Annotated in this window: 22 protein-coding genes; 3 read left to right on the top strand and 19 right to left on the bottom strand. The window is 63.2% G+C overall.

The annotated features are described in order from the left end of the window. Positions 1–47: 47 nt before the first annotated feature. The 14 genes from NLX68_RS10085 to hutC all read right to left on the bottom strand — a co-directional run bounded on the left by NLX68_RS10085 (position 48) and on the right by hutC (position 17,365). On the bottom strand, positions 48–782 hold the full coding sequence (locus NLX68_RS10085; protein ID WP_254284067.1) for an amino acid ABC transporter ATP-binding protein: 735 nt from the start codon (positions 780–782) through the stop codon (positions 48–50). Beyond that, positions 775–1,737: an amino acid ABC transporter permease gene (locus NLX68_RS10080; RefSeq protein WP_254283871.1), complete on the bottom strand. Its 963-nt coding sequence runs from the start codon at positions 1,735–1,737 to the stop codon at positions 775–777. Before NLX68_RS10080 ends, NLX68_RS10085 begins: the two co-directional genes overlap by 8 nt. A gap of 78 nt (positions 1,738–1,815) precedes the next feature. Further along, entirely contained in the window at positions 1,816–2,616 is an 801-nt protein-coding gene (locus NLX68_RS10075; protein ID WP_162195926.1) for a transporter substrate-binding domain-containing protein, read from the bottom strand. A 251-nt stretch (positions 2,617–2,867) separates the two neighbouring features. Continuing rightward, positions 2,868–5,441, bottom strand: coding sequence for a glucans biosynthesis glucosyltransferase MdoH (gene mdoH / locus NLX68_RS10070; protein WP_254283870.1), 2,574 nt, complete (start codon positions 5,439–5,441; stop codon positions 2,868–2,870). Further along, entirely contained in the window at positions 5,434–7,149 is a 1,716-nt protein-coding gene (locus NLX68_RS10065) for a glucan biosynthesis protein G (protein WP_254283869.1), read from the bottom strand. The genes mdoH and NLX68_RS10065 overlap by 8 nt, the downstream gene beginning before the upstream one ends. 261 nt (positions 7,150–7,410) lie before the next feature. Further along, on the bottom strand, positions 7,411–7,848 hold the full coding sequence (dtd, locus tag NLX68_RS10060; protein ID WP_159388014.1) for a D-aminoacyl-tRNA deacylase: 438 nt from the start codon (positions 7,846–7,848) through the stop codon (positions 7,411–7,413). After that, positions 7,845–8,816, bottom strand: a complete 972-nt coding sequence (gene pip / locus NLX68_RS10055; RefSeq protein WP_010222320.1) for a prolyl aminopeptidase — start codon at positions 8,814–8,816, stop codon at positions 7,845–7,847. The genes dtd and pip overlap by 4 nt, the downstream gene beginning before the upstream one ends. A gap of 160 nt (positions 8,817–8,976) precedes the next feature. Next, positions 8,977–9,780, bottom strand: a complete 804-nt coding sequence (gene hutG / locus NLX68_RS10050) for an N-formylglutamate deformylase (protein ID WP_254283868.1) — start codon at positions 9,778–9,780, stop codon at positions 8,977–8,979. 10 nt (positions 9,781–9,790) lie between these two features. Beyond that, positions 9,791–10,996 carry an imidazolonepropionase gene (gene hutI / locus NLX68_RS10045; protein ID WP_254283867.1) on the bottom strand — a complete coding sequence of 402 codons (1,206 nt, stop codon included), beginning with the start codon at positions 10,994–10,996 and terminating at the stop codon, positions 9,791–9,793. 15 nt (positions 10,997–11,011) lie between these two features. Then, positions 11,012–12,418, bottom strand: coding sequence for an amino acid permease (locus tag NLX68_RS10040; RefSeq protein ID WP_254283866.1), 1,407 nt, complete (start codon positions 12,416–12,418; stop codon positions 11,012–11,014). A gap of 91 nt (positions 12,419–12,509) precedes the next feature. Beyond that, positions 12,510–14,042 carry a histidine ammonia-lyase gene (gene hutH, locus NLX68_RS10035; RefSeq protein WP_010222316.1) on the bottom strand — a complete coding sequence of 511 codons (1,533 nt, stop codon included), beginning with the start codon at positions 14,040–14,042 and terminating at the stop codon, positions 12,510–12,512. Between the two features lie 67 nt (positions 14,043–14,109). Beyond that, complete coding sequence (gene hutU / locus NLX68_RS10030) at positions 14,110–15,789, bottom strand: urocanate hydratase (RefSeq protein ID WP_010222315.1); 1,680 nt, start codon at positions 15,787–15,789, stop codon at positions 14,110–14,112. Positions 15,790–16,085: 296 nt separating this feature from the next. After that, positions 16,086–16,658, bottom strand: coding sequence for a HutD family protein (locus NLX68_RS10025; protein ID WP_254283865.1), 573 nt, complete (start codon positions 16,656–16,658; stop codon positions 16,086–16,088). Continuing rightward, positions 16,655–17,365, bottom strand: a complete 711-nt coding sequence (gene hutC, locus NLX68_RS10020; protein ID WP_174242316.1) for a histidine utilization repressor — start codon at positions 17,363–17,365, stop codon at positions 16,655–16,657. The genes NLX68_RS10025 and hutC overlap by 4 nt, the downstream gene beginning before the upstream one ends. A gap of 143 nt (positions 17,366–17,508) precedes the next feature. On the opposite strand from hutC, the gene NLX68_RS10015 reads away from it, so the two are divergent. Continuing rightward, positions 17,509–18,873, top strand: a complete 1,365-nt coding sequence (locus NLX68_RS10015) for a formimidoylglutamate deiminase (protein WP_254283864.1) — start codon at positions 17,509–17,511, stop codon at positions 18,871–18,873. Between the two features lie 65 nt (positions 18,874–18,938). On the opposite strand, the gene NLX68_RS10010 is transcribed toward NLX68_RS10015, so the two are convergent. Next, positions 18,939–19,514, bottom strand: a complete 576-nt coding sequence (locus NLX68_RS10010) for a lipocalin family protein (RefSeq protein ID WP_254283863.1) — start codon at positions 19,512–19,514, stop codon at positions 18,939–18,941. Next, entirely contained in the window at positions 19,511–19,765 is a 255-nt protein-coding gene (locus tag NLX68_RS10005; RefSeq protein WP_254283862.1) for an outer membrane protein assembly factor BamE, read from the bottom strand. Before NLX68_RS10005 ends, NLX68_RS10010 begins: the two co-directional genes overlap by 4 nt. A 235-nt stretch (positions 19,766–20,000) precedes the next feature. Here NLX68_RS10005 and NLX68_RS10000 point away from each other — a divergent pair, with 235 nt between their 5' ends. After that, complete coding sequence (locus NLX68_RS10000) at positions 20,001–21,893, top strand: methyl-accepting chemotaxis protein (protein ID WP_254283861.1); 1,893 nt, start codon at positions 20,001–20,003, stop codon at positions 21,891–21,893. A gap of 75 nt (positions 21,894–21,968) precedes the next feature. On the opposite strand, the gene NLX68_RS09995 is transcribed toward NLX68_RS10000, so the two are convergent. The 3 genes from NLX68_RS09995 to NLX68_RS09985 all read right to left on the bottom strand — a co-directional run bounded on the left by NLX68_RS09995 (position 21,969) and on the right by NLX68_RS09985 (position 26,172). After that, positions 21,969–22,565 (bottom strand): DUF924 family protein, encoded by a 597-nt coding sequence (locus tag NLX68_RS09995; protein WP_254283860.1) that lies wholly within the window; start codon positions 22,563–22,565, stop codon positions 21,969–21,971. Positions 22,566–22,568: 3 nt separating this feature from the next. Further along, positions 22,569–23,579, bottom strand: a complete 1,011-nt coding sequence (locus NLX68_RS09990; protein ID WP_010222303.1) for a class 1 fructose-bisphosphatase — start codon at positions 23,577–23,579, stop codon at positions 22,569–22,571. Positions 23,580–23,721: 142 nt separating this feature from the next. After that, positions 23,722–26,172: a glycogen/starch/alpha-glucan phosphorylase gene (locus tag NLX68_RS09985; protein ID WP_254283859.1), complete on the bottom strand. Its 2,451-nt coding sequence runs from the start codon at positions 26,170–26,172 to the stop codon at positions 23,722–23,724. Between the two features lie 199 nt (positions 26,173–26,371). Between NLX68_RS09985 and NLX68_RS09980 the strand changes: the two genes are divergently transcribed. Next, on the top strand, positions 26,372–26,779 hold the full coding sequence (locus NLX68_RS09980) for a YkgJ family cysteine cluster protein (RefSeq protein ID WP_036995432.1): 408 nt from the start codon (positions 26,372–26,374) through the stop codon (positions 26,777–26,779). Positions 26,780–26,864: the final 85 nt, after the last annotated feature.

Raw genomic sequence — 26,864 nt, 5'->3', positions numbered from 1 at the left:
GAACCTGTGGGAGCCGGCCTTGCCGGCGATGAAGGCGCCGCGCAGTATCAGAGCACCTGCCGCAAAAACGCCTGGGCACGCAGGTCCTTGGGCGAGGTGAAGAACGCCTCCGGCGGCGAATCTTCCAGCAGCTTGCCGTGATCGAAGAACAGCACCCGATCCGCCACTTCCCGGGCAAAGCCCATTTCGTGGGTGACACAAACCATGGTCATGCCTTCCAGGGCCAGGGTCTTCATCACATCCAGCACCTCACCGACCATTTCCGGGTCGAGCGCCGAGGTCGGCTCATCGAACAGCATCACCTTGGGGTCCATGGCCAGGGCCCGGGCGATCGCCACCCGCTGCTGCTGACCACCGGACAAGCGCGAAGGGAACTCATTGGCCTTCTGCGCAATCCCGACCTTCTCCAGCAACGCCCGGGCCTTGGCCTCGCGCTCGACCTTGCCACGCTTGCGCACGACCTTCTGCGCCAGGCACAGGTTCTCCAGCACGGTCATGTGCGGGAACAGGTTGAAATGCTGGAACACCATGCCCACTTCACGGCGGTAGGCGTTGACGTCGGTCTTCGGGTCGGCCAGCTGCAGGCCGTCGATGGCCACGGTGCCTTCATCGAACGACTCCAGGCCATTAAGGCAGCGCAGGAAGGTCGACTTGCCCGAACCCGAAGGGCCAAGTACCACCAGCACTTCGCCCTTGGCCACGTTGGTGCTGACGTGATCGACCGCACGCACCACCTGCCCGCGGGTATCGAAGACTTTTACCAGGTCACGGACTTCAATCACTTTGCGCAAGCCTCCGCTCAAGCCGGCTGGCCATGTGCGACAGCGGCAGGTTGATCAACAGGTACAGACCGGCGACGCAGAACCAGATCTCGAACGTCGAGAACGAGGTGGTGATCGCCTCGCGACCGCTTTTGGTCAGTTCGGTGATGGCGATCACCGAGACCAGCGAGGTGTCCTTGACCAGGCTGATGAACTGCCCGGCCAGCGGCGGCAGCACGCGCTTGAAGGCTTGCGGCAGCACCACATGGCGCATCGATTGACCGGCGCTCAGGCCCAGCGAACGGGCGGCTTCACCCTGGCCCTTGGCGATCGACTGCACACCGGCGCGGACGATCTCGGCGACATAAGCGCCGGTGAACAGCGCCAGCGCCGCCACCCCGGCAAACTCCCGGGACAGGTTGAGCACGGTGCCGATGAAGAAGTAAAAGATGAAAATCTGCACCAGCAACGGCGTGCCACGCACCAGCTCGACGTAGACCGTCGACAGGTCACGCAGGGTCGGGTTGTTCGACAGCCGGCAAAGCCCGGCAAACAGGCCGATCAGCAGCCCCAGCACGCCGGAGGCGACCGAGATCCATACGGTGGTCCACAGGCCCCAGGCCAACGGCCCGGCAGCCCAGTGATGGGTAACGCCGATCAGGTCGCCTTCGGCCACATCGTCGCCGCGCGACAGCTGCATGCTGGCCTGCTCGACCTCGAAGACCTGCTCGCCACCGCTCTCGTCACGTACCGTGACGCTGGCCATCTCGCCTTTGCTGACGATGGCTTCGATGGTGCCGTTTTCGCTGACGCGCTGGGCGACTTCAGCCTGGTAGGCGAAGTACTGCGGCACCCGGTTCCAGCGCCACTCGTAGGAAATCACCGAGGTCGCGTAATACAGGCTGATCGCCAGGCCGATCAGGACCAGCGCGGTCAGCCCGTGCCAGGGCCACTGGGCTTTCTTGTGTTTGATCACGTGAGGGTACTTCCGTAAAAGCGAACGCGCAGGGCCAGCCTGCGCGTCGGGTTTCAAGCCAGGCGTGGTGCCTCGGCCTTATTCCATGTCCTTGAGCCAGGCGGTGTCCTTGAACCACTTGTCGTGGATGCGATCGTAGGTACCGTCGTGCTTGATCTGGTGCAGGAAGTTGTTGATGAAGTTCAGGCTGTCGTAATCGCCCTTCTTCAGGCCGAAGGCCAGCGGTTCGAAGGTGAACGGCTTGTCGAGGAACAGCAGCTTGCCGGCGCCGGCCTTGTTCACCGCCACGACGTTGTATGGGGCATCGTAGACAAAGGCATCGGCCTTGCCGTTGACCACGTCCATCACCGCTTCCTGCTCGTTGTCGTAGCCGTGGTACTTGGCTTTGCCGATCAGCTTCTTGGCGACCATCTCACCGGTGGTGCCAAGCTTGGAGGTCAGGCGGTACTTCTCGTTGTTCAGGTCTTTGTAGGACTTGATCTCGTCAGCCAGTTCCTTGCGGATCAGCAGGGTCTGGCCGACCACGATGAAGGGTTCGCTGAAGTTCAGCTTGAGGTTGCGTTCCTGGGTCAGGGTCATGCCGCTGCCGATCATGTCGAACTTGTCGGTCATCAGCGCCGGGATGATGCCGTCGTAGGCGGTGGAGACCATCTCCAGCTTGACGCCCATGGACTTGGCCATGGCCTTGAGGATATCGACCTCGAAGCCGATGATCTCACCGCGCTTGTTGGTCATCTGGAACGGCATGTAGGTAGGGTCCATGCCGACACGCAGGGTGCCGCGCTTGACCGCGTCATCGATGGCACCGGCCGCCTGTGCGGCACTCACCGCAACCAGCGCCGTGACGCCGACCAGCAGCATCGACAGATACTTCTTAATCATCACCAGATCCCCTAGCAGGAAAGCTCGAATTTTATTGTTGGCGCGAACCGTCCTATTCAGACGGGTGCAAGATATTCGGGGAGGGATGCTAACGCATGAACGGCACGGTACATATAGCCGAAGACGACTTTGTTACCCATTGATCCCAGAAAAAACATCGCCGGCAACGCCGGCTCCCACAAGGTCAGTTGTGCATACAACCCTGTGGGAGCCGGCGTTGCCGGCGATTGCTTGAGCCGATCAGGCGATCAGGCACTGGCCAGCGAAGGCTGTACGGCAGGCTCCGGATGCAGGGGCAGCAGCGGCGAGTGCGGGTCGTTGGCGATCGACTGACGCCAGACGCCCAGCCAGGCCTCGTTCTGCTCATCCCAGACGGCTGTGTGCAGACGTGCCAGGGCGACCGGGTCACTGAGCAGGGCCAGGCGGGTATTACCATCCAGGCCGCTCGGGCCAACTTCCAGGGCCTTGGCGATACGCTCGGCACGCAACGCCTCGATCGGCGCCGCGGCGCCGTGACGGGCAGTGGCCAGGGCGCAAGCCAGGGCGTTCTGCTGCGGGTCGACCACGGCACGGACGAAGCCGTCGTGCATGGCGTGCCAGCGATTCTCGTGGGTGTACTGATCGGTGGCGAGCAGTTCGCGAGGCGTGGCGTATTCCTCGGGAATCAGGAACAGGCTCTCGTCCTTGGCGCGCAGGCCCAGGTGCACACGGCTGGAGATCACCGAGACCGGGATCGACAGCATCAGCGAACCGACGATCGGCACCAGCCACCACAAAAAGCTCGGGTTCAGCCAGGCCACCAGCAGCGCCCAGGCCACACCCAGCAGGGTTTGCGGGCCATGGCGGCGTACCGCTTCGCTCCACGGGGTGGAGTCGTCGTCACGTTGCGGCGAGTTCCAGGTCGCGGCCCAGCCGAGGAACGCGGCAAGCACGAAGCGGGTGTGGAAGATCATCCGCACTGGCGCCAGGAGCATGGAGAAGAGCATCTCCAGCAGCATCGACAGGGTGACCTTGAAGCGCCCGCCAAACTCTTTCGCACCCTTGGCCCAGATCAGGATGACACTGAGCAGCTTGGGCAGGAACAGCAGCACGATAGTGGTGGAGAACAGCGCGATGGCCTTCTCCGGGTGCCACTGCGGCCACAGCGGGTAGAGCTGGCGTGGTTCGAGGAAGTACTGCGGCTCCATCAGGGTATTGGTCGCCAGCAACGCGGTCGACAATACCAGGAAGAAGAACCACAACGGTGCCGACAGGTACGACATCACCCCGGTGAGGAACACCGCACGGTGCACCGGGTGCATGCCTTTTACCAGGAACAGGCGGAAGTTCATCAGGTTGCCGTGGCACCAGCGCCGGTCGCGCTTGAGTTCATCGAGCAGGTTCGGCGGCAGTTCTTCGTAGCTGCCCGGCAGGTCGTAGGCAATCCACACGCCCCAGCCAGCCCGACGCATCAGCGCCGCTTCAACGAAGTCGTGAGAAAGGATCGCACCGGCAAACGCGCCCTTGCCCGGCAACGGCGCCAGGGCGCAGTGCTCGATGAAGGGCTTCATGCGGATGATCGCGTTGTGGCCCCAGTAGTGCGACTCACCAAGCTGCCAGAAGTGCAGGCCGGCGGTGAACAGTGGGCCGTAGACGCGGGTGGCGAACTGCTGCATGCGCGCATACAGGGTGTCCATGCCCGAGGCTTTCGGCGCGGTCTGGATGATCCCTGCGTCCGGGTTGGCCTCCATCAGGCGCACCAGGCTGGTCAGGCATTCGCCACTCATCACGCTGTCGGCGTCGAGCACCACCATGTAGCGGTAATCGCCACCCCAGCGACGGCAGAAGTCGTCGAGGTTGCCGCTCTTGCGTTTGACCCGGCGGCGACGGCGACGGTAGAAGATCCGCCCGAAGCCCTTGGACTCGCGGCAGACCTCCAGCCAGGCCTGTTGCTCGGCCACGGCGATGTCGGTGTCGTTGGTGTCGCTGAGCACGAAGAAGTCGAAACGGTCGAGGTCACCGGTTGCGGCCACCGACTCGAAAGTCGCCCGCAGGCCAGCGAATACCCGCGGCACGTCTTCGTTGCAGATCGGCATGACGATCGCGGTGCGAGCACCGGCTTCGATCGGCTCATTGCCGGCACTGCTGCCGGAGATCCGGTACTTGTCACGCCCGGTAAGCAACTCCAGAAAGCCCATCAGCGCGGTCCAGAAACCCGCCGAGACCCAGCAGAAGAGGATACCGAAAAGGACCAGGATGCTGGTCTGCAGCGCATACGGCCAGACTTGCGTGGCAGTTTGCAGCAGCGGTTGGTGCATGACTTCGGCGAGGTCGACGAACGACCAGCCCTGGTACGGCAGGATGCCTTTCATGTACCAGCCGGCGACGATGGTCTGACCGAGCATCAGCGCCAACAGGATGTAGCGGCGCATCGAGCCGACCCAGCGCCAACGGGCCTTGGGCAGCTCGCGTTTTTCCGGCGCCGGCGCGTTGGTGCGGCCGGTCAGGCGGCGCCAGGCGCGGATCAGGATGTTGGTGCGCCACGGCTCGGGGATTACCCGGGTGCGACGGATCGGCGGCGTGGCCTTCAGGCACACTCGGCCGCTGCCGTCCACCGCAAGCATCTCGGCGTCTTGCAGGTCTTCGGCGCAGGTCACGTGCAGGCGCTCGCCCACCGAGGCCTGGACGGCCTCGGCAGCTTCGACGCCCGGCTGGGCAGACAGGCGCTGATGCAACTCGCTGAACGAGGAGCAGCGGGCGAGTTCCGCGCGTTGCTCGTCGCTCAGGGGCAGGTGGGCCAGATACTCGCTGAGCGATTCTGGCCGGGTATGGGTATTACTCATCGGCAGGCAACTGATAGCTCCAGGTCTCGGTCAGCACCTGTTCGGTGGTGGCCGGTGCCCCGGTGGTGGACGCCGCATCGGCGGCAGGTTGCTCGGCAGGCTTGTCGGCCTTGGCCTGTTTGGCCGCAGCTTTGTCCTGCTTGCTTGGTTTGGCAGGCTTGGCCGGTTCGACCGGAACATCACGCAGCAGCGCGGCGCGCATTTCCACGGACTTGCTCGGGTCCTTGACCTTCAACCGCAGGGTCAGGCGCCAGCCTTTGATTTGCGGGTTGTAACGCAGGTTGTTCTCGACCACTTCGGCATTGTCGCCGACGCTGATCTGGCTACGCACTGCGGTGTCTTCCGGCAGCTTGCTCAGTACCGGGCCTTCGAAGTCGACCAGGAAGGCCACGCTGCCGTCAGTCTGACGGATCAGGTTGGACTGCTTGACGTCACCGGTCGAGCGCAGGGTCTGCTTGACCCAGCCCAGGTTCGGCGAGTGCAGGTTGGACTCGTCGATGGTCCAGTGCAGGCGGTAGGCGTATTCGAACGGGGTGCCCGGCTCCGGCAGTTTCTCCGGGCTCCAGAAGGCCACGATATTGTCGTTGGTTTCATCGGCGGTCGGGATCTCGACCAGATCGACGGTACCCTTGCCCCAGTCACCCACCGGCTCGATCCAGGCGCTTGGACGCTTCTGGTAGTTGTCGTCGAGGTCTTCGAACTGGCTGAAGTCACGCTGGCGTTGCAACAGGCCGAAACCACGCGGGTTCTCGACGCTGAAGTTGCTCACGGCCAGGTGTTTCGGGTTGTTCAGCGGGCGCCACAGCCACTCGCCGTTACCGGCATGGATCGACAGGCCTTCGGAGTCGTGCAGGGCCGGACGGTAGTTGAGCACCTTGGATGGCTGGTTGCCACCGAACAGGAACATGCTGGTCAGCGGGGCGACACCCAGGCGGCTGACGCGGTCACGCAGGAACACCTTGGACTGCACGTCGACAATAGTGTCGCTGCCCGGACGCAGGGTCAGGCGGTAGGCGCCGGTGGAGCGCGGCGAATCGAGCAGCGCATAGATCACCAGCTGCTTGTCGGTCGGCTTTGGACGCTCGACCCAGAACTCGGTGAACCGCGGGAATTCTTCGCCAGACGGCAACGCAGTGTCGATGGCCAGGCCACGGGCGGACAGGCCATACACATGGCCCTTGCCGACCACGCGGAAATAGCTGGCGCCCAGCAGGGTCATGATTTCATCCTGCTTGTCGGCCTTGTTGATCGGGTACAGCACGCGGAAACCGGCGTAACCCAGCTTTTCGGTGGCCTTGGCGTCGAACTGCAGGTCACCGAAATCGAAACGGCTCGGGTCGTACTTGATCTCTTTCACCGCCTTGGGGGTGATTTCGTTGATCTTGACCGGCGTGTCGAAATGCATGCCCTGGTGGTAGAAGGACAGCTTGAACGGCGTCTTGTCCTTGGCCCACTCGGCCTTTTCGTTGAGGAAGCGGATCTTCTGGTAGTCCGCGTACTTCATTTCGCGGAACACCGCCGGCAGATTGCTTTTTGGCGCCTCGTACTTCTGCCCGGCAAGATCCTTCGCCTTGGCCGCGACATCGTCAAGGTTGAACGCCCAGAGCTGGCCTGCGCCGAGCAGGCTTACCAGCGTTGCGCCTGCCAACAGGGCCTTGCGCAGCCGAATGCCGGGAGTTCTTGGTGCATTACAGGGACTTACAATCACGAGCAACCCTCGCCGAAAACAGATCATAAAACCAACGGCCAGCGACATATGCCAGGTTGGCGAGCACTGTTCGGACTCCGAAAGGGCACAATGATTCCCCAAACGGTTCCGGACAGTCTCAAGTCAGAGTGAAACGAACCCACGAACGCAGGCCCACATAGCGCGCGATTATCCAGCAGGCCGCGTTACAACGCATCAGGCTGAACAAACTATTTATGCTACAAAAACCCTTGTTTTCCCGCAAACAGGGGTTTTTTGCCCTCAGATTTGTAACATAAATGTTACGGGGCCATCATTGACCAGGTGCACCTGCATGTCAGCCCCGAACTGACCACTGGCGACCGTCGCATGTTGCGTCTGCGCCTGAGCCAGCAAATAGTCGAAAAGTTCGGCACCGAGGGCCGGCGCTGCGGCGGTGGAAAAACTCGGGCGCAGGCCGTTCTGGGTATCGGCGGCCAGGGTGAACTGCGACACCAGCAGCAGGCCGCCGCCAATATCCTTGAGCGACAGGTTCATCTTGCCCTGGGGATCGCTGAACACCCGGTAGTTGAGCAGCTTGTGCAGCAGCTTGTCGGCATGTGCGCGGGTATCGCCGGGCTCGACCGCGACCAGCACCAGCAGGCCCTGGTCGATGGCCCCGACGGTTTTACCCTCGACATCCACCCGCGCGCCACGCACGCGTTGCAGCAAACCCTTCATGCTTCTTCCAGGGGCAGGTCGAGCAGGCGCCGGGCCATTTGGTCGGCGGCACGCACCAGGGCATCGGTAATGCCCGGCTCAGAGGCGGCGTGACCGGCGTCGCGAATCACCTTCAGCTCACTGTTCGGCCAGGCCTGGTGCAGTTCCCAGGCATTATCCAGCGGGCAGATCACGTCGTAGCGGCCATGCACGATCACCGCCGGCAGGTGAGCGATCTTGGGCATGTCGCGGATCAACTGGTCCGGCTCAAGGAATGCATTGTTGGTGAAGTAGTGGCATTCGATGCGGGCAATCGACAGTGCGCGCTGCGGCTCGGAGAAACGGTCGACCACCAGCGGGTTGGGCCGCAGGGTCGCGGTACGTCCTTCCCAGGTCGACCAGGCCTTGGCCGCATGCATCTGGGCAATCTGGTCGTTGCCGGTCAGGCGCTTGTGGAAGGCCTTGACCAGGTCGTCGCGTTCTTCGGCCGGAATCGGTGCGATGTAGTCCTGCCAGTAATCGGGGAACAGGCGGCTGGCACCGGCCTGATAGAACCATTCGATCTCTTGCGCACGGCACAGGAAGATGCCGCGCAGAATCAGGCCATGCACCCGCTCGGGGTGGGTCTGGGCGTAGGCCAGGGCCAGGGTAGAGCCCCAGGAGCCGCCGAACAGCACCCACTTCTCGATCCCCAGGTGCTTGCGAATGCGCTCCAGGTCTTCGACCAGGTGCCAGGTGGTGTTGTTTTCCAGGCTGGCATGCGGGGTCGAACGACCGCAGCCGCGCTGGTCGAAGGTGATGATGCGGTACTGATTGGGATTGAAGTAGCAGCGGCTCTGGGCATCGCAGCCGGCACCCGGGCCGCCATGGATGAACACCACCGGCAGACCTTCCGGCGAACCGCTCTCATCGACATACAGCACATGCGGTGCTTCCACGGCCAGATCGTGCCGGGCGTAGGGTTTGATCTGCGGGTACAAGGTCTGCATTACGCACTCCGTGTGGGAATTATTCTGCCGTTGGGCATCATAAACCTGAATTGCGCTTTGAGCATGTACCTGTGATGGCTTTGGGGCCTCATCGCGGGGCAAGCCCGCTCCTACCGGTCTGGTGGGAGCGGGCTTGCCCCGCGATGCAGGCGCCGCGCAATCAGCGCGAGTAACGCTCCTTGCCCCACGCCAGCACCGTCTCGAGCAATTGCTTCAACACCACCTGCGTTGGCGCGGCCAGATCCTCGCGGTACTTGAACGGCTCGACCTCTTCCATATAGGTGCTTTGCGCCAGCTCCAACTGCACCGCATGAATGTCGTTGGCCGGGTCACCGTAGTGACGGGTGATATGCCCACCCTTGAAGCGACCATTGAGCACATGGCTGTACTGCGCAAATTTTGCGCAAACGCCCTGCAGCCGCTCAGCCAGCTGCGAGTCGCAACTGGCGCCATTGAAGGTGCCGAGGTTGAAGTCCGGTAGCTTGCCCTCGAACAGGTGCGGGATGTGCGAGCGGATCGAGTGGGCATCCCACAGCAAGGCATAGCCAAACTGCTCGCGCAGGCGCGCCAGCTCATTGCGGATAGTGTCGTGGTACGGCCGCCAGATCGCTTCCAGGTACCCCGCGCGTTCCTGCGCCGACGGCGCCTGGCCGTCCTTGAACAACGGCTCGCCCTCGAACAGGGTCGCCGGGTAAAGGCCGGTAGTGGCACCGACATACAGCGGCTTGTCGTCGTCCGGGCGGTTCAGGTCGATGACGAAACGCGAATACTCGGCCGCGACCACGCTGGCACCCAACCCACGGGCAAAGTCGTACAACTGCGGAATATACCAGTCGGTATCCGGCAGGCTTTGCGCAGGCTCGACCAGGCCCTGCTGCACCGCAGGCGTCAGGCGCAAACCGGCGTGGGGCATGCTGATCAGCAGCGGCAACGTGCCCTGGTGAAAACTCAGTACCTTGTCCATACGGCCTCTCTCAATTGAAAATTTCATGGCCCAGGCGCACCACCCGCTTGGGCAGCTCGCCGCCCAGCCAGTAAGCCAGGTCGGCCGGTCGTTCGATCTGCCAGGCGACGAAGTCGGCCACCTTGCCGACCTCCAGCGAACCATGGCTATCGCCCAGGCCCAAGGCTGTGGCCGCGTGCAGGGTGACACCGGCCAAGGCTTCTTCCGGGGTCATGCGGAACAGGGTACAGGCCATGTTCAGCATCAGGCGCAGCGACAGCGCCGGCGAGGTGCCAGGGTTGAGGTCGCTGGCAATGGCGATCTTCACCCCATGCTTGCGCAGGGCATCCATTGGCGGCAACTGGGTTTCACGCAGGAAGTAGAAGGCACCGGGCAGCAGCACCGCCACGGTACCGGCCGCCGCCATGGCGATGGCGTCGTCTTCAGTCATGAACTCCAGGTGATCGGCTGACAACGCCTGGTAGCGCGCCGCCAGGCTGGAACCGGCCAGGGACGACAGTTGCTCGGCATGCAGCTTGACTGGCAGGCCCAGCTCCCGGGCCTTGATAAACACCCGCTCGACCTGGGCCGGAGAGAACGCCAGGTACTCGCAGAAAGCATCCACCGCGTCGACCAGGCCCTCGGCGGCCAGGGCCGGGAGCATTTGGTCACAGATGTGGCTGATGTAGTCGTCTGCGCGATCCTTGTATTCCGGCGGCAAGGCATGGGCAGCCAGGCAAGTGCTGCGCACAGTCAGTGGCAGCTCCTCGCCCAGGCGGCGAATGACCTTGAGCAGCTTGCGCTCGCTGGCCAGGTCCAGGCCGTAGCCGGACTTGATCTCCAGGGTGGTGACGCCATCGCGCATCAGCGCCTGCACGCGCTGACGGGCGCTGGCGAACAGTTCGTCCTCGCTGGCCGCGCGGGTTGCCCGCACAGTGCTGGCGATACCGCCGCCCTGGGCGGCGATCTCGGCATAGCTGACGCCTTGCAGGCGCTGCTCGAACTCACCGCTGCGGTTGCCGCCAAACACCGTGTGGGTGTGGCAGTCGATCAAACCCGGTGTGACCCAGGCGCCGCCCAGGTCCACGGTTCTGTCAGCGACCAGGGCCGGCAGTTGCTGGCGCGGGCCGATCCACTCGATATGACCGGCGCTGGTGACCATCGCCGCATCCTCGATGATCGAGTAAACACCTTGCGCCATGCTTGCCACATGGCAGTGCTGCCAGACGGTTTTCATCCAGAGTCTCCTTGATCAGAGTTGAGAAGGTTCCTGCACCAGCGGCTGCTCGGCGGCAACCACCTGTGGCTTGCACCAGAGTTTGTACGCCACCACCAGGAACAGCACCCAGACCACGCCCACCAACAACGCTGCCTGCGTATCCGGGAAGTAGCCGAGTACGCCGAAAACGAACAGCATGAAAGCAATCGCCGCCGCCGGGCCATAAGGCCAGAACGGTACCGGGAATTTCAGCTGGGCGACTTCTTCGCGGCTCATGCTGCGGCGCATGGCAACCTGGGTCACCAGGATCATCAGCCAGACCCACACGGTCGCAAAGGTCGCAATCGAGGCGATCAGCAGGAACACGTTTTCCGGGATCAGGTAGTTGAGCACCACACCGCCGAGCAACGCCGCGCCCATGACCAGTACGGTCATCCACGGCACACCGTGACGGGAGATCTTGGCAAAGCCCTTAGGCGCCTGCCCTTGCTGGGCCAGGCCGTACATCATGCGCCCGGCGCCGAAGATGTCGCTGTTGATCGCCGAGACGGCGGCGGAAATCACCACGATGTTGAGCACGGTCGCCGCCGAACCGATCCCAAGATTGCTGAAGATCTGCACGAACGGGCTGCCCTGGCTGCCAATCTGCGGCCATGGGTACAGGCACATCAGCACGAACAGGGTCAGCACATAGAACAGCAGGATGCGCATCGGCACGGCGTTGATTGCCTTGGGGAGGACACGCTGCGGGTCCTTGGCTTCACCGGCGGTGATACCGATGATCTCGATACCGCCGAAGGCAAACATCACCACGGCAAACGAGGCGATCAGGCCGCCAATGCCGTTGGGCATGAAGCCGCCATGCTCGAACAGGTTGCTGATACCCACGGCGTTATCGGCGCTGGCATTGCTCAGGCCGAAGGCCATGATGCCGAAGCCGGCCAGGATCATCGCGACGATGGCACCGACCTTGAGCAGCGACAGCCAGAATTCCATCTCGCCGAATACCTTGACGTTGCACAGGTTCAGGCCGCCGATCAGAAAGACGATACCCAGCACCCAGATCCAGCGCGCCACTTCCGGGAACCAGAACCCCATATAGATGCCGAAGGCGGTGACGTCGGCCAGGCAAACGATGATCATTTCAAAGGCATAGGTCCAGCCGAGGATGAACCCCGACATCGGCCCCAGATACGTGCTGGCGTAGTGGCCGAACGAGCCGGATACCGGGTTGTGCACGGCCATTTCGCCCAACGCGCGCATGACCATGAACACTGCCGCGCCACCGATCAGATAAGCCAGAAGCACCGCAGGCCCGGCCATCTGGATGGCCGAGGCCGAACCGTAGAATAACCCGGTGCCAATCGCTGACCCCAGCGCCATGAAACGAATGTGTCGCGCGGTTAGCCCGCGCTTGAGTCCTTGAGCTTGAGATTGCATTTTCGCGTCCTGTTCTTGTTGTAGGCGAAAAGCGGCACGGACCCGAGGGTCCGTGCGGCAGGCGGCTGGCCAGGCAGGCCAGCCCGAGGGGTCACAGGCTAGGCAGGACCTTGGCCGGCAGCAGGCCGGTCAGGCGCCCTGCGGCCAGCAGGGCGATGGCCGCCTCGATGTCCGGGGCGAAGAAGCGGTCTTTCTCGTAGAAGGCGACCTTGCTGCGCAGGGTTTGACGCGCCTGCTCCAGCTTTGGCGAAGTCTTCAGGCCTTCGCGCAGGTCCAGGCCCTGACAGGCGGCCAGCCATTCAACGGCGAGGATGCCGCGCACGTTGTCGCTCATTTCCCACAGACGCTTGCCGGCAGCCGGGGCCATCGACACGTGGTCTTCCTGGTTGGCCGACGTCGGCAGGCTGTCGACACTGTGCGGATGGGCCAGGGCCTTGTTCTCGCTGGCCAGCGCAGCTGCGGTGACCTGGGCGATCATGAAGCCGGAGTTGACCCCGCCATTGGCCACCAGGAACGGCGGCAGCTGGGACATGTGCTTGTCCATCATCAGCGAGATGCGGCGCTCGCTCAGCGAACCGATCTCGGCGATGGCCAGGGCCATGTTGTCGGCGGCCATGGCCACAGGCTCGGCGTGGAAGTTACCACCGGAGATCACATCACCTTCGGCGGCGAACACCAGCGGGTTGTCGGACACGGCGTTGGCTTCGATCACCAGCACTTCGGCGGCCTGGCGGAACTGGGTCAGGCAGGCGCCCATGACCTGTGGCTGGCAACGCAACGAGTACGGGTCCTGGACCTTGCCACAGTTCTCGTGGGAGGCGGAGACTTCGCTGCCGTCACCCAGCAGGTCGCGGTAGCAGGCGGCGGCGTCGATCTGGCCGCGCTGGCCACGGGCTTCGTGAATACGCGCATCGAACGGCGAACGCGAACCCAGCACCGCTTCGACGGTCAGGCCACCGACCGACATGGCGGCGGCGAACAGGTCTTCGCCTTCGAACAGGCCGCGCAGGGCAAAGGCGGTGGACGCCTGAGTGCCGTTGAGCAGCGCCAGGCCTTCTTTGGCCGCCAGGGTCAGCGGCTCAAGGCCGGCAACCGCCAGGGCCTCGGTGGCCGACAGCCATTGGCCGTTGTGGCGCGCCTTGCCTTCACCCAGCAGTACCAGCGACATGTGCGCCAGCGGAGCGAGGTCGCCGGAAGCGCCGACCGAACCCTTGAGCGGGATGTGCGGATAGACTTCGGCGTTGATCAGCGCGATCAGGGCGTCGATCACCTTGCGGCGGATGCCGGAGAAACCACGGCTCAGGCTGTTGACCTTGAGCACCATGATCAGCCGCACCAGAGCATCGTCAATCGGCTGGCCAACGCCTGCGGCGTGGGACAGCACCAGCGAACGCTGGAGGTTTTCCAGGTCGTGGCTGGCGATACGGGTCGAGGCCAACAGGCCGAACCCAGTGTTAATGCCGTAGGCGGTGCGGTTTTCCGCGAGAATTTGCTCGACACAGGCGACGCTGGCGTCGATCTGCTGGTCAGCGCTGGAGTCCAGCGTGAGTTTTACCGGCTGCTGGTAGATCGCACGCAGTTGAGCCAGGGTCAGGGTGCCGGGCTTGAGGGTCAATTCAGTCACGTTAATGCTCCGTACTCGTGAGGCGAATGCGCCTGCATAGATATCAGTATCAACCATTTACCGCAGATCAGCCTGTGATCATCGGCAGGTTCAAGCCTTGTTCTTTGGCGCAGTCGATGGCGATCTGATAACCGGCATCGGCGTGACGCATGACACCGGTACCCGGGTCGTTGGTCAGTACGCGGGCGATCCGCTCGGCAGCCTCGTCGGTACCGTCGCAGACGATGACCATGCCCGAGTGCTGGGAGAAGCCCATGCCCACGCCACCACCGTGGTGCAGGGAGACCCAGGTCGCGCCGCTGGCAGTGTTGAGCAGGGCGTTGAGCAGTGGCCAGTCGGAGACGGCATCGGAGCCATCCTGCATCGATTCGGTTTCACGGTTCGGGCTGGATACCGAGCCGGAGTCCAGGTGGTCACGGCCGATGACGATCGGTGCCGACAGCTCACCGCGGCGGACCATTTCGTTGAACGCCAGGCCCAGTTTGGCGCGCTGGCCCAGGCCGACCCAGCAGATACGTGCTGGCAGGCCCTGGAAGCTGATGCGCTCGCGGGCCATGTCCAGCCAGTTGTGCAGGTGGGCGTCGTCCGGGATCAGTTCCTTGACCTTGGCGTCGGTCTTGTAGATGTCTTCGGCGTTGCCCGACAGCGCTGCCCAGCGGAACGGACCGATACCACGGCAGAACAGCGGGCGGATGTAGGCCGGTACGAAGCCCGGGAAGTCGAAGGCATTGGTCACGCCCTCTTCCTTGGCCATCTGGCGGATGTTGTTGCCGTAGTCGAAGGTCGGCACGCCCTGCTTCTGGAACTCGAGCATGGCTTTGACGTGTACGGCCATCGATTGCTTGGCGGCCTTGACCACGGCTGCCGGTTCGGTCTGCGCACGCTCGCGGTACTGCTCCCAGGTCCAGCCGGCCGGCAGGTAACCGTTGAGCGGGTCGTGGGCGCTGGTCTGGTCAGTGACCATGTCCGGGCGCACGCCACGCTTGATCAGCTCAGGCAGGATTTCGGCGGCGTTGCCCAGCAGGGCGATGGAAATGGCCTTGCCTTCGGCGGTGTACTTGGCGATGCGCGCCAGGGCGTCGTCCAGATCCTTGGCTTGCTCGTCGACATAACGGCTGCTCAGGCGGAAGTCGATGCGGCTTTGCTGGCATTCGATGTTCAGCGAGCAGGCACCGGCCAGGGTCGCGGCCAAAGGCTGGGCGCCGCCCATGCCACCCAGGCCTGCGGTCAGGACCCACTTGCCCTTGAGGCTGCCGTTGTAGTGCTGGCGACCGGCTTCGACGAAGGTTTCGTAGGTGCCCTGGACGATGCCCTGGCTGCCGATGTAGATCCAGCTGCCGGCGGTCATCTGGCCGTACATGGCCAGGCCCTTGGCATCCAGTTCGTTGAAGTGTTCCCAGTTGGCCCAGTGTGGTACCAGGTTGGAGTTGGCGATCAGTACGCGCGGGGCGTTGCTGTGGGTCTTGAACACGCCGACCGGCTTGCCGGATTGCACCAGCAGGGTCTCGTCGTCGTTCAGGTTGGTCAGGCTCTCGACGATCTTGTCGTAGCACTCCCAGTTACGCGCGGCACGGCCGATACCACCGTACACCACCAGCTCTTTCGGGTTCTCGGCCACTTCCGGGTCGAGGTTGTTCATCAGCATGCGCAACGGCGCTTCGGTCAGCCAGCTTTTGGCGGTCAGCTTGTTGCCGCGCGCTGCGCGGATTTCGACGTCACGGTATTTCTTGAAGTTGTTGTCAGTCACGGAAATGGCTCCTCAGCGATCGGTCCAGAGCAACCCAGGCATTGGGTGGGTCATGGCACTTATACAAACACATCTTTACTTGTATGTACAAGCATAGGCAATTGAAATGCCAACTCCTGTCCTGGATGCTTTCGCGGCGCTAATGCAGGCGTTAGAGCCCCGCAGCACGCGGGCTGTGGCGGGATAAAAAATGTTGAGCCGATGAGTGGTCGAGCACAGTAGAGCCGTGGCGTTGCACCACTTTGGGTCAATCGGTAACAGCCCCGGCCGAAACGCTCAGCCGAGGCGTAACAATTTCAGCGAGGGCTCAGCTCGATCAGGCAGCAACGACCCTGGATGTTCAAGGTCTGCAGGCTGTGGGTACCGTCAAGGCGCAAGCAGTCATAACGTCCGAGCACATGCTCACCCTGCCCGTCCAACGCCACCTCGACCTGCGAGGCTGCCGCAAACAGCAGCAAGGTCGTAGCCGAACTGAACACCCGCTGGCTGCCATCGAGCCACTGCAGGCGCGCGCGATAACGCTCGGGGGAATAGATCAGGTTGAAATCGCGAATCGAACCGCCGAGCAGGCTGCAACTGACCTGGCTCTCGCCCCTGAAGGCAAAGGCATCGAACGGCAACAGCGGGCGCGTCGGCTGACCATCAACCTGCAGGCGCATGCCCTCACCCTCAAGCACGGTGATAATCCGCTGATAACCGGCAAAGCTGGAAAAGCCACCGGACTCGGCGATATCGGCAATCGATAGGCGCCAGCCGAAACCCTCCAGGCCAACGCCGGCATCGCGGGTGATTTCTTCGGTGCTGCCACCGCCGTTCTTCCATGGCATGCGGGGGTAGTCTTTGGCGCGTAAAATCTGCAACTGGCTCATTTGCTGAAGCGTCCTTCCAGACGATGACGGGATCCGGGATGAATCAGACGAGCGGCAGTCACTGGCTGGCGCCCCGACCAGGTACGGCGGCGGATCAGCAGGCACGGCTCGCCTTGTTCGATTTGCAGCAGGCGGCATTCTTCCGGCTCGGCGAGGATCGCTTCGACCACGTGCTCGCCTTCGGTCAGCGGCGCGACCTGGGACAGATAGGCGTAGGGCGTCTGCCGGGTGAAATCCTGCTTGAGGTAATCGGGTGCCACCGCGGCGTTGACGAAGCGGTCTTCGATCTGCACGGCAACGCCGTTCTCGTAATGCACGATCAGCGAGTGGAACACCCGCTGGCCTTCACGCATGTCCAGAGCCAGGGCGCGCTCGGAACCGGCAGCCTCTTCGGCCAGGACAATCACCTGGCACGTGTGCTGGTGCCCGCGGGCAGCAATCTCGTCGGCAATGTTGTTGACCTCGAACAGCGCCGAGCGGCTCTTGGGTTCGGCGACAAAGGTGCCGACGCCCTGCATGCGCACCAGCAGGCCTTCAGCGGTCAGCTCGCGCAGGGCGCGGTTGATGGTCATGCGGCTGAAGCCCAGCTGGTTGACCAGCTCGCTTTCAGACGGCACCCGGTGATGCGGCGGCCAGCTGCCATTCTGGATCTGCTGGGCGATCATTTGTTTGACCCGGGCGTACAGCGGCGCCGGACCCTCGCCCATCTGGGCAACCAGCGCGGAGACAGGAGGTGTCGGCACGGAAAATATCCTTGTTCGATTGAATGAACGGTAGCTTGCCGGAGTTTACCCAGCAGGCAAACGTCTGTATATGTATATACAAATAATCACAATGAGGTGCCGTGCCGATGTCCGTCTTCTTTGCCGAACGTGCTTTGCTGCCTACGGGCTGGGCCGAAAACGTCCGAATCGAGGTCGGCGCTGATGGCCTGCTGACCAGCCTCCAGGCCAACGCCTCGGCCGAAAACGCCGAACGCCTGGCCGGTCCGCTGTTGCCGGGCATGCCCAACCTGCACTCGCACGCCTTCCAGCGCGCCATGGCCGGGCTCGCGGAAGTGGCCGGCAACCCTAACGACAGCTTCTGGACCTGGCGCGAATTGATGTATCGCCTGGTCGGCAAGATCAGCCCTGAACAGCTGCAGGTCATCGCCCGCCAGCTGTACATCGAGATGCTCAAGGCCGGCTACACCTCGGTTGCCGAATTCCACTACGTTCACCACGACACCCAGGGCCAGGCTTACGCCGACCCGGCGGAGCTGTCCCTGCGCATCAGCGCGGCGGCGCGCGCCAGCGGCATCGGCCTGACCCTGCTGCCGGTGCTGTACAGCCACTCCGGCTTTGGCGGGCAAGCCCCGAACGAAGGCCAGCGGCGTTTTATCAACAGCACCGAACAGTATCTGAATCTGCAGGTGCGCCTGGCGCCGCTGCTGGCCGAGCAGCCCGCGCAGGCCCTGGGCCTGTGCTTCCATTCCCTGCGTGCGGTGACACCGGAACAAATTGCCCAGGTCCTGGCCGCCAGCGACAAGGCCTGCCCGGTGCACATCCATATCGCCGAGCAGCAGAAGGAAGTCGACGACTGCCTGGCCTGGAGCGGTCGCCGGCCATTGCAGTGGCTCTATGAGAACACCGAAGTCGATCAGCGCTGGTGCCTGGTCCATGCCACCCATGCCGAACCCGACGAAGTCGAACTGATGGCCCGCAGCGGCGCGGTCGCTGGCCTGTGCCTGACCACCGAAGCGAACCTGGGCGACGGGATCTTCCCGGCGGTGGACTACCTGGCCCGCGGCGGGCGCCTGGGGATCGGCTCGGACAGCCATGTGTCGCTGAGCGTGGTCGAGGAGCTGCGCTGGCTGGAATATGGCCAGCGCCTGCGCGACCAGCGCCGCAATCGCCTGTACCGCGGCGACCAGCCGATGGTCGGGCGCACCTTGTTCGATGCCGCCCTGAGCGGTGGCGCCCAAGCCTTGGGGCAGCCGATTGGCGAACTGGCGGTGGGCAAGCGCGCAGACTGGCTGGTGCTCGATGGCAACGACCCGTACCTGGCGACGGCCAGTGCAGACGGCATTCTCAACCGTTGGCTGTTTGCTGGCGGCGACCGTCAGGTGCGCGATGTGATGGTCAACGGCCAGTGGGTAGTGCGCCAGGGGCGCCATGCCCAGGAAGAAGACAGCGCGCGGGCATTTGCCGGGGTGCTGCGCAGCCTGTTGGGCTGATTACGCCATTGCGGGGCAAGCCCGCTCCTACACTGTGGGAGCGGGCTTGACCCGCGATGAGGCCCTCAAGGCTTGCGCGCAGCCATCTCCTTGTCTGCCACCCGCCAGATCAGCCGCTGGGTGTCATAGCCCTGCTGGCGCGCCTTGGCCAGCAAGCTTTCGCGCTGCAAGGCCGGGATGGTCGGGGTACGCGAGAGTATCCACAGGTACTTGCGGTCCGGATTGCCGACCAGCGCGGTGTGGTATTTGTCGTCGACGTAGAGGATCCAGTAGTCACCCTTGGCAACGCCCGGCAGCAACTTCGAGAACCAGTTGTCGAACACCACCCAAAGCTTGTCGGTCTTGCCCGGCACCTGCACGTTGGCCGTGCCACTGGCCTCCTGCCATTCGCCTTCAAGGGTGCGGCAGCGGTTGAGCACACCAACGCTGCCGTCCGGCTTGAGGTTGTAATGGGCCTCGGACTGGGCACAGTCACGCTGAAAATACATCGGCAAACGCGCCAGTTCATACCACTTGCCCTGGTAGCGCTTGAGGTCGACGCTGTTGGCGGTCTTCGGCTCAAGCGAGCCTGCACCGGAACTGGCACAGCCGCCGAGGATCAACCCGGCGCACAGCGCCAACAGCAGGTGCAGCGGCTTCATTTGAGGCCCTGCCCGGAATACATCAGCACCTTGTCACCGGCGTACTGGACGCTGATAAAGGTCTTCTCGTCGCCCCAGGTGCAGCTGGACATGCCCAAGGCACCGGAGCAATCGGTCGGCGCACCGAGCAGTTTTTCGACCTCGACCTTGGCCATGCCGGACTTGAGCTGTGAGTAGTTTTCCTGGTTGATCTTGTTGCACGCAGTGAGGAACACGCACAAGGACAGCAGGGCGAGGGAACGCAACGACATGAAGGGTCACTCCTGGACATGAGGGTGCAGGCGCGATGGCCTACCGACAGCTTAGAAGGGAAAAAGCCCATCCGGTTCCCGAGCGTCCCGGTTTTGTTGGCGCCAAAGCCCCGCCATTGGTCGACTGGTGAGTTCTGTGATTAATCTTTTGCCCAGAACGGACGACACAGGAAGGCGCTGCGAGCGTTTGCCGCGCCCCATCCGTTGACCCCGCCTTGTGCAGACAGACCTCGCAATGACAAAAAACCTGAAGTTCAGCCACAAGATTCTGCTCGCCGCCGCCCTGGTGGTCGCTGTCGCCTTCACCTGTTTCATCTTGTTCAACGATTACCGCCAGCGCCAGACCCTGCGCAGCAATACCGAAGCCTCGATGCAGGAGCTCGGCAGCCTGACCAGCAGCAACATCCAGACCTGGCTGCAAAGCCGCATGCAACTGTTGCAATCACTGTCCCAGCAGGTCGCCATCGATGGCGCCAGCAAGGACAGCCTGACCCGCAGCCTGAGCCTGCCGGTGTACGGCAGCAACTTTCTGCTGACCTACTTCGGCGGCCAGGACGGCTACATGCAATCGGTACCGCTGGGCAACCGCGCCGCTGACTACGACCCGAGAGTGCGCGGTTGGTACAAGGCTGCCACCGGCGCCGGCCAGACCATCGTCACCGAGCCGTACATTTCTGTTTCAGCGAACAAATTGGTGATTACCCTCGCCACCCCGGTACAGCATCAGGGCCGGATGATCGGGGTCAATGGCGTCGACACCGACCTGGACAGCATCAGCGCGATCATCAACGCCCTGAACTTCGACGGCCACGGCCAGGCCTTCATCGTCAACGGCGCGGGCAAGATCCTCGTGCACCCGCAAGCCGACCTGGTCCTGAAAAACCTCAGCGACGCCTACCCGCAAGGCGCCCCGCAGGTCGGCAGCGGCCTGAAAGAAGCCGAACTGGACGGGCACAAGCAGTTCATCACCTTCACCAAGGTCAACGGCGTGCCTTCGGCTGACTGGTACGTGGCACTGGTGCTCGACCAGGACTTTGCCTTTGCCACGCTCAGCGAACTGCGCACCTCGGCGGTGGTCGCCACGGTGATCGCGGTGCTGATCATCATCGCCCTGCTTGGCGTGCTGATTCGCGTGCTGATGGAGCCACTGCACGTGATGGGCCGGGCCATGCATGACATCGCCGAAGGCGAAGGCGACCTGACCCGGCGCCTGCGCATCCATGGCCAGGACGAATTCGGCAGCCTCGGCCAATCGTTCAACCGTTTTGTCGAGCGCATCCACGAGTCGATCCGCGAAGTGGCCTCGGCCACCGGCCAGGTCAATGAAGTGGCGCTGCGCGTGGTCAGTGCCTCCAACGCCTCGATCCACAACGCCGACCAGCAGTCGAGCCGCACCAGCAGCGTCGCTGCGGCGATCAACCAGCTCGGCGCCGCCGCCCAGGAAATCGCCCAGAACGCCGCCCTCGCCTCGCAGCATTCCAGCGACGCGCGCAACCTGGCCGAACAAGGCCAGCAGGTGGTCGAGCAGACCATCGAGGTGATGAACCAACTGTCGGCGAAGATCAGCGACTCGTGCGGCAACATCGAGACGCTCAATGCCAACACGGTGAACATCGGCCAGATTCTTGAAGTGATCAGCGGTATTTCCCAGCAAACCAACCTGTTGGCGCTCAACGCCGCCATTGAAGCGGCCCGCGCCGGTGAAGCCGGGCGTGGATTCGCCGTGGTGGCGGACGAGGTCCGTAACCTCGCCCACCGCACCCAGGATTCGGCGCAGCAGGTTCAGCGCATCATTGAAGAGCTGCAGGCCGGCGCCCAGGTGGCGGTCAGCACCATGACCGAAAGCCAGAGCCACAGCCAGCACAGCGTCGGCATCGCCAACCAGGCCGGTGAGCGGCTGGGCAGCGTGACCCAGCGCATCGGCGAGATCGACGGCATGAACCAGTCGGTGGCCACCGCCACCGAAGAGCAGACCGCCGTGGTCGAGTCGATCAATGTCGACATCACCGAGATCAATACGCTGAATCAGGAAGGGGTAGAGAACCTGCAGGCAACCTTGCGCGCCTGCAATGACCTGGAGAATCAGGCCAATCGGTTGAAGCAGCTGGTGGGGAGTTTCAGGATCTGATCTGAAGCTGATCGCGGGGCAAGTCCGCTCCCACAGAGTATGTGGGAGCGGGCTTGACCCGCGATTGAGCTCAACTCAAAACCTTGAGCCCGGCTCCAGCAGAAAATCCATCTCTTCATCGGTACTCGGCCGATTCAGCAGCAGATTACGGTGCGGGAAGCGACCAAAGCGGGCAATCACCCGCTGGTGCTGCTCGGCGTAGTCGAGGAAACCTTCGAACAAGCGCCGATCGGCATCCGGCTGGGCATCGAGCAGCAACTGGTAACGCTCGACGCTGATGTTCTGCCAGTCCAGCACCTCGGCATGCTCCAGCACCAGCAGGATGAACACCCGCTGGATCGGCAGCAGCTGGTAATCCCAGGCCTTGTCCAGGCCCTGCATCACCAGTACCTGGGCGCGCCGGTCGCCATCGAAGGCGCGCGGCGTGTCGCGGTGGATCATGCGCGGCAACTGATCGAGCAACAGCACCAGGCCCAGCCAGCCCTGTGGGCTTTGCAGCCACTCATCGAGGCCGCCGGCCAGCGCCTGCTCGACCAGCTCGCCGAAGCGCTCGCGCGCTTCCTCGTCGTGGTGCTTGCCGAACCACAAGGTGCCCTTCTCGTCAGCCACGGCCTGGGGGCTGGTGCCCCAGCCAAACCACCACTCCAGCAACGGCTGCCAAGGTGCGAGCATGATTTACTCCTTGTGATAACCGGTAACGCGCTCGACTTCCTGCTTGGAGCCGAGGAACACTGCCACGCGCTGGTGCAGGCTATCCGGCTGGATGTCGAGGATGCGCTGGTGACCGTCGGTGGAAGCACCGCCGGCCTGTTCGATGATGAAGGACATCGGGTTGGCTTCGTACATCAGGCGCAGCTTGCCCGGCTTGGACGGCTCGCGCGCGTCGCGCGGGTACATGAACAGGCCGCCACGAGTGAGGATGCGGTGCACATCGGCAACCATCGAGGCGATCCAGCGCATGTTGTAGTTCTTTTTCAGCGGACCGGTCTCACCGGCCAGCAGCTCGCCCACGTAGCGGGTCACCGGTGCTTCCCAGTGGCGCTGGTTGGACATGTTGATGGCGAACTCGGCGGTGGTTTCCGGCACCTGGATGTTCTCGTGGGTCAGCACGAAGCTGCCCAGCTCGCGGTCCAGGGTGAAGCCCTTGACGCCGTTGCCCAGGGTCAGGATCAGCATGGTCTGCGGGCCGTAGATCGCGTAACCGGCGGCAACCTGCTTGGTACCCGGCTGCAGGAAGGCCTGCTCGTTGAGGCTTTCGTTCTGGCTCAGGTATTCGTTCGGGCAGCGCAGTACCGAGAAGATGGTACCGACCGAAACGTTGACGTCGATGTTCGACGAACCGTCCAGCGGGTCGAATACCAGCAGGTAGGCACCTTTCGGGTATTTGCCCGGGATCTGGTAGGCGTTGTCCATCTCTTCGGAGGCCATGCCGGCCAGGTGACCGCCCCACTCGTTGGCTTCGAGCAGGATGTCGTTGGAGATCACGTCCAGTTTCTTCTGGACTTCGCCCTGCACGTTTTCGGTGCCCATGCTGCCCAGAACGCCGCCCAGCGCGCCTTTGGAGACGTTGTGGCTGATTTCCTTGCACGCACGCGCCACCACTTCGATCAGGAAGCGCAGATCGGCAGGGGTACTGTTGCTGCGGGTCTGCTCAATCAAATAGCGACTCAGGGTAACGCGGGACATGTAAGGCTCCGAAGGAAGGGGGTAATAAAAACCCACGCAGTTTACAGGGAGAGTGAAGCGCTAGCGAGCAATCAGACACGCTTGGCCGATCAGACGGCACATCGGCCCGAGAGTTCACCACCCCCGGGCCGACCTTTGCAGCTTAGCCAAGCGCTCTCCAGATGTCGGTGGCGTACTCGCGGATGGTCCGGTCCGAGGAGAACCAGCCCATGCGCGCGGTGTTGAGCACCGCCATGCGCCACCACTGCCTGGGCTCGTGCCAGAGCGCTTCGACGCGCAATTGCGCGTCCCAGTAGGCGTCGAAATCGGCGCACACCAGGAAGCGATCATAGGCCACCAGCGAGTCGACCAGACCGACATAGCGACCCGGGTCATCAGGTGAAAACACCCCGCCGCGAATGGCCTGAAGCACGTCGTTGAGCCGATGAGAGGCGCCGATCGCGGCACTGGCGCCAAAGTCGCCGCTGCGCTTGCGCGCCTCCACCTGCTGGGAGGTCAGGCCGAAGATGAACATGTTCTCAACGCCGACCTGCTCGCACATCTCGACGTTGGCGCCGTCCAGGGTGCCGATGGTCAGCGCGCCGTTAAGGCCGAACTTCATGTTGCTGGTGCCGGACGCCTCATAGCCAGCGGTAGAAATCTGCTCGGAAAGGTCGGCCGCCGGGATGATGCTCTCGGCCAGGCTGACGTTGTAGTTGGGCAAAAACACCACCTTGAGCAGGCCGCGCACGGTCGGGTCGTTGTTGACCACCTTGGCGATGTCGTTGGTCAGCTTGATGATCAGCTTGGCCTGGTGGTAGCTGGCCGCTGCCTTGCCGGCGAAGATCTTCACCCGTGGCGCCCAGCCGGTGCCAGGCTCGGCGCGGATGGCCTGGTACAGGGCCACCGTGTGCAGCAGGTTGAGCAGCTGGCGCTTGTACTCGTGGATCCGTTTGACCTGCACATCGAACATCGCCTCGGGATTGAGGGTGATGCCCAGGCGCTCCTGGATCAAGTTGGCCAGGGCCTTCTTGCTGTGCAGGCGCTGGGCGGCGAATTGCTTGCAGAACGACGCTTTGTCGGCGAAGGGATCAAGGTCGCGCAGACGCCCTTGCGGGTCATCGAGCACGTCGGCGCCCAGCGCCTCGACCAGCATCCCGGTCAGCTGCGGGTTGGTCTGGAACAGCCAACGACGGAAGGTAATGCCGTTGGTCTTGTTGTTGATTCGCTCCGGGTAGAGCTTGTGCAGCTCGGCGAATACCGTGCTGCGCATCAGCTTGCTGTGCAGCGCCGATACGCCGTTGACGCTGTGCGAGCCAAGGAACGCCAGGTTGCCCATGCGCACCCGGCGGCCGTTGTCTTCCTCGATCAGCGACACCGCGCGCAGCACGTCGAAATCATGGATGCCCTTGGCGCGCAAGGCGTCGATATGAAAGGCGTTGATCAGGTAGATGATTTGCATGTGCCGCGGCAGCATGCGCTCCATCAGGCCCACCGGCCAGGTTTCCAGGGCTTCGGGCAGCAATGTGTGGTTGGTGTAGGCCAGGGTCTCGACGGTCAGTTGCCAGGCCGTGTCCCAAGGCACTTCGTGCTGGTCGACCAATAGGCGCATCAGCTCGGCGACCGCGATCGAAGGATGGGTGTCGTTGAGCTGGATCGCCGCCTGCTGCGACAGGTTGAGCAGGCTGTCGTGCATGTTCAGGTGTCGGCGCAGCAGGTCCTGCAGCGAGGCCGAGACGAAGAAATACTCCTGGCGCAGGCGCAGCTCCTGGCCGGCCTCGGTACTGTCGGCCGGGTACAGCACCCGCGAGATACTTTCAGCCCGCGCCACTTCGGCGACGGCGCCCAGGTGGTCACCGGCATTGAAACGCTCCAGGTGCAGCTCTTCCAGCGCCCGCGCCCGCCACAAGCGCAAGGTGTTGACGCTGGCGCCGCGCCAGCCGACCACCGGCGTGTCGTAGGCCACCGCCCGCACGGTCTCGGCCGGCCACCATACCTGGCGCTGCTGGCCACCGGCGTCGTGCACGGTTTCGACGCTGCCGCCGAAGCTGATCGGGTAGATCACCTCGGCCCGCTCGAACTCCCAGGGGTTGCCGAAATCCAGCCAGTTCTCGGTCTGTTCCTGCTGCCAGCCATCGACCACCGCCTGGCGGAACAGGCCGTGCTCGTAACGAATGCCATAACCGTGGGCGGCGATGCCAAGGGTCGACATGCTCTCCATGAAACAGGCCGCCAGGCGCCCCAGGCCACCGTTGCCCAGGGCCGCATCGGGCTCAAGCAGGCGGATGCGCTCAAGGTCAACGTTGAGCCCGCCCAGCGCCTCACGGGCGACATCCAGCAGGCCCAGGTTGCTCAGGCTGTCGTACAGCAGGCGGCCGATAAGAAACTCCAGCGACAGGTAATACACCCGCTTCTGGCTTTTGCGGTAGATCTGCCGGGTGTGGTCCATCCAGTGATCGACCATGTGATCCCGGGCCGCCAGGGCAATGGCTTCGAACCAGTCGTGGTCGAAGGCGTGCTCCGGGTCCTTGCCGACCGCGTAGGTCAATTTATCCAGCACAGCGGTGCGAAAAGCGGCCACCTCTGCGTCACGAGCGAGCGGTTCCTGAGACATGCGACGTCCTCGGGCAAGTTGACGAATGCGGATGGAGATTTCTCAGCCTAGACCGTTCGACACAGAGCGGAAGCGCAGGTTCTGGAGTTTCTGCGTAAAAACAGCGGCGATGGCGGGCGGAACCGGCAAATGGTTGTTCACATTTTGACCAACTCCGGTATGATCGCGCGCCCACCCGAACATCTAAAACCAGAACCTGATGAAACCGACCCTGATTGCCGCCGCCGAAGTCGACCGCCTGGAAACCTGGCAGAAGTACCAAAGCCATATGTGCGGAGGCTGCAACTCGACCTGCTGCACCTTGCCGACGGAAGTGAAAATCAAAGACCTGATCCGCATGGGCGTGGTGGATGAGTTCGAGGTGGGCGAGCCGCCGAAGAACATTGCCAAGCGTTTGCAGAAAGACGGGATCATCCAGCGCTTCAACCAGAAGTCGGGGATATTCACCCTGGCGCAGATGAGCAACGACGACTGCCTGTACCTGGATCGTAAGAGCCGCCTGTGCACCATTTATGACACACGCCCGGACACCTGTCGCAACCATCCAAGGATCGGCCCGCGGCCGGGTTATTGCGCCTACATCCCCAAGCCAGCGGCGCGCCGCTGACAGCATCGCGGGGCAAGCCCGCTCCTACAGGATTGTGCATAACCCTGTAGGAGCGGGCTTGCCCCGCGATTGATTTTTCTCCAGA

Origin of the sequence: Pseudomonas sp. SBB6 (genome assembly GCF_024213215.1) — a bacterium.
Lineage (GTDB): Bacteria > Pseudomonadota > Gammaproteobacteria > Pseudomonadales > Pseudomonadaceae > Aquipseudomonas > Aquipseudomonas donghuensis.
This window is presented reverse-complemented; position numbering and strand designations above follow the sequence as displayed.

What these genes read in the sequence shown, in the direction of transcription:
- mdoH (WP_254283870.1), bottom strand. Translation starts at nt 5,441, where the DNA reads ATGAGTAATACCCATACCCGGCCAGAATCGCTCAGCGAGTATCTGGCC.
- dtd (WP_159388014.1), bottom strand. Translation starts at nt 7,848, where the DNA reads ATGAAGGGTTTGCTGCAACGCGTGCGTGGCGCGCGGGTGGATGTCGAG.
- pip (WP_010222320.1), bottom strand. Translation starts at nt 8,816, where the DNA reads ATGCAGACCTTGTACCCGCAGATCAAACCCTACGCCCGGCACGATCTG.
- hutG (WP_254283868.1), bottom strand. Translation starts at nt 9,780, where the DNA reads ATGGACAAGGTACTGAGTTTTCACCAGGGCACGTTGCCGCTGCTGATC.
- hutI (WP_254283867.1), bottom strand. Translation starts at nt 10,996, where the DNA reads ATGAAAACCGTCTGGCAGCACTGCCATGTGGCAAGCATGGCGCAAGGT.
- NLX68_RS10040 (WP_254283866.1), bottom strand. Translation starts at nt 12,418, where the DNA reads ATGCAATCTCAAGCTCAAGGACTCAAGCGCGGGCTAACCGCGCGACAC.
- NLX68_RS10025 (WP_254283865.1), bottom strand. Translation starts at nt 16,658, where the DNA reads ATGAGCCAGTTGCAGATTTTACGCGCCAAAGACTACCCCCGCATGCCA.
- hutC (WP_174242316.1), bottom strand. Translation starts at nt 17,365, where the DNA reads ATGGGCGAGGGTCCGGCGCCGCTGTACGCCCGGGTCAAACAAATGATC.
- NLX68_RS10015 (WP_254283864.1), top strand. Translation starts at nt 17,509, where the DNA reads ATGTCCGTCTTCTTTGCCGAACGTGCTTTGCTGCCTACGGGCTGGGCC.
- NLX68_RS10010 (WP_254283863.1), bottom strand. Translation starts at nt 19,514, where the DNA reads ATGAAGCCGCTGCACCTGCTGTTGGCGCTGTGCGCCGGGTTGATCCTC.
- NLX68_RS10005 (WP_254283862.1), bottom strand. Translation starts at nt 19,765, where the DNA reads ATGTCGTTGCGTTCCCTCGCCCTGCTGTCCTTGTGCGTGTTCCTCACT.
- NLX68_RS10000 (WP_254283861.1), top strand. Translation starts at nt 20,001, where the DNA reads ATGACAAAAAACCTGAAGTTCAGCCACAAGATTCTGCTCGCCGCCGCC.
- NLX68_RS09995 (WP_254283860.1), bottom strand. Translation starts at nt 22,565, where the DNA reads ATGCTCGCACCTTGGCAGCCGTTGCTGGAGTGGTGGTTTGGCTGGGGC.
- NLX68_RS09990 (WP_010222303.1), bottom strand. Translation starts at nt 23,579, where the DNA reads ATGTCCCGCGTTACCCTGAGTCGCTATTTGATTGAGCAGACCCGCAGC.
- NLX68_RS09985 (WP_254283859.1), bottom strand. Translation starts at nt 26,172, where the DNA reads ATGTCTCAGGAACCGCTCGCTCGTGACGCAGAGGTGGCCGCTTTTCGC.
- NLX68_RS09980 (WP_036995432.1), top strand. Translation starts at nt 26,372, where the DNA reads ATGAAACCGACCCTGATTGCCGCCGCCGAAGTCGACCGCCTGGAAACC.